Genomic DNA, 2,129 nt, shown 5'->3' on the forward strand with positions numbered 1-2,129 from the left:
GACGGGGCAGCGAGCGGGACGGGGCATCAGGGGAACGCCGTCACATGTACCGGCCGCCGGTCACCTCGACCACGGCTCCGGTGATGTAGCTCGCCATGCCGGAGGCGAGGAAGAGGACGACCTGGGCGACCTCGGCGGGTTCGCCCGCGCGGGCCATGGGGATCTCGGCGAGCTTCGCGTCCCAGGCGGCCTGGGGCATCGCCTCGGTCATCGCGGTGCGGATGAGACCGGGCTGCACGGCGTTGACCCGGATGGCGGACCGGGCCAGTTCCTTGGCGGACGCCTTGGTGAGACCGACGAGTCCGGCCTTGGCCGCGCTGTAGTTGGTCTGCCCGAAGTTGCCGACCTTGCCGGCGATGGAGGAGATGTTGACGATGCTGCCGCCCTGTCCGTGGGCGCGCATGGCCTCGGCGGCATACCGGGTGCCGTTCCAGGCTCCGGTGAGGTGGACGTCGACGACAGCGCGGAAGTCGGCGAGGGCCATCTTGCGCAGGGTCGCGTCACGGGTGATCCCGGCGTTGTTGACCATGACGCCGACCGGGCCGAAGACGTCGGTGCCATGGGCGACGAGAGCGGCCACCTCGTCCTCGTCGGTGACGTCGCAGCGCAGCGAGGTGGCGGCCACGCCGTCCTTGGCGAGGCGTTCGGCGGCCTGGGCCGCGGCGACCTCGTTGATGTCGCCAATGACGACGGAGGCGCCCGCGCCGCCGAGCACTCCGGCGATCTCGAAGCCGATGCCCTGTGCGCCGCCGGTGATCACGGCGTTCCGGCCGTCCAGCAGTCCCATGTCAGCCCGCCCTGGCTCGTCGCTATTCCTCTTAAATAGATAACCTATTACACTGAAACAATCAATACCGCGATGAGGCGGCCGAGCGCAGGAGGCACTACAGGTGGACATCACCTATCCCCCGGAGACCGAGGCGTTCCGCACCGAGGTCAAAGCGTTCCTCGCCGACGCCCTGCCCGCCGACTGGAAGGGCATCGGAGCCCTCGACGAGGAGGCCGCATGGACCTTCGCCCGCGACTGGCGCCGACGGCTCGCCGAGCACGGCTATCTCTCGCTCACCTGGCCCGAGGCGTTCGGTGGCCGCGGCCTGTCCAAGCTCCACCAGGTCGTCCTGATGGAGGAACTGGCCCTGGCAGGCGTGCCGTTCGGCCTGCCGCAGGACACCTTCGGCGTGAAGATGCTGGCGAACACGCTGCTGCGCTGGGGCACGGAGGAGCAGAAGAGCCACTTCCTGCCGCGCATCCTCAGCGGTGAGGACACCTGGTGCCAGGGCTACTCGGAGCCGGACGCGGGCTCGGACCTCGCCTCGCTCAGGACGCGCGCGGTGCGTGACGGTGAGGAGTGGGTGATCGACGGGCAGAAGGTGTGGACCTCCGGCGCCCACCACAGCGACTGGATCTTCGTCCTGGCCCGCACCGACCCGGACGCTTCCAAGCACCGCGGCATCTCGTTCCTCCTCGTGCCGCTCGACCAACCGGGTGTCGAGGTCCGGCCGTTCCGCATGATGAGCGGCCAGCTCCACTTCAACGAGGTCTTCTTCAACGGCGCCCGCACCCGGGCCGACCTCGTCGTGGGCGGTGTCGACAACGGCTGGACGGTCGCGCAGAGCCTGCTGGGTGTGGAGCGCGGGGAGGAGGCGGCGACCAATCCGATCCTCTTCCGGGCGGAGGTCGAGCGTCTCGTCGAACTTGCCCGTCTGTACGGGAGGGACCAGGACCCGGTGATCCGGCAGCGGATCGCCTGGTGCTGGTCCAAGGTCGAGATCATGCGCTTCCTCGGCTACCGGATCCTCACCGGGTGGCTCAAGGGCGCCGAGCCCGGACCCGAGACGTCTATCGCCAAGCTGTACTGGAGCGAGTACCACACCAAGGTCACCGACCTGGCGATGGACATCATGGGCCTGCACGGTCAGGTTCCCGTCGGGCGGCTGCCCCTGCGCACCTATCGCGCCGACGATCCCGGCGCCGCGAACTCGTCAGCGTCCTGGTCGACGACCTACCTGATCGCCCGCTCCGGCACGATCTACGCGGGGACGTCCCAGGTGCAGCGGAACATCCTCGCGGAGAAGGTACTGGGGCTCCCGCGCGAGCCGAGGGCTTGATCTCGCCCCCGCCGCCCCTAC

General features: G+C 69.2%; 2 protein-coding genes. One reads left to right on the forward strand and one right to left on the reverse strand.

Annotated features, from left to right (window positions below; translation table 11 throughout):
• Positions 1-40: 40 nt before the first annotated feature.
• Positions 41-787 carry a 3-oxoacyl-ACP reductase FabG gene (fabG, locus tag AOK17_RS46945; protein WP_055618743.1) on the reverse strand — a complete coding sequence of 249 codons (747 nt, stop codon included), beginning with the start codon at positions 785-787 and terminating at the stop codon, positions 41-43.
• Positions 788-890: 103 nt separating this feature from the next.
• Here fabG and AOK17_RS46950 point away from each other — a divergent pair, with 103 nt between their 5' ends.
• Positions 891-2,108: an acyl-CoA dehydrogenase family protein gene (locus tag AOK17_RS46950; RefSeq protein ID WP_055618744.1), complete on the forward strand. Its 1,218-nt coding sequence runs from the start codon at positions 891-893 to the stop codon at positions 2,106-2,108.
• Positions 2,109-2,129 lie beyond the last annotated feature (21 nt).

Source organism: Streptomyces phaeochromogenes, assembly GCF_001418655.1.
In the GTDB taxonomy this organism is placed as follows: domain Bacteria; phylum Actinomycetota; class Actinomycetes; order Streptomycetales; family Streptomycetaceae; genus Streptomyces; species Streptomyces phaeochromogenes.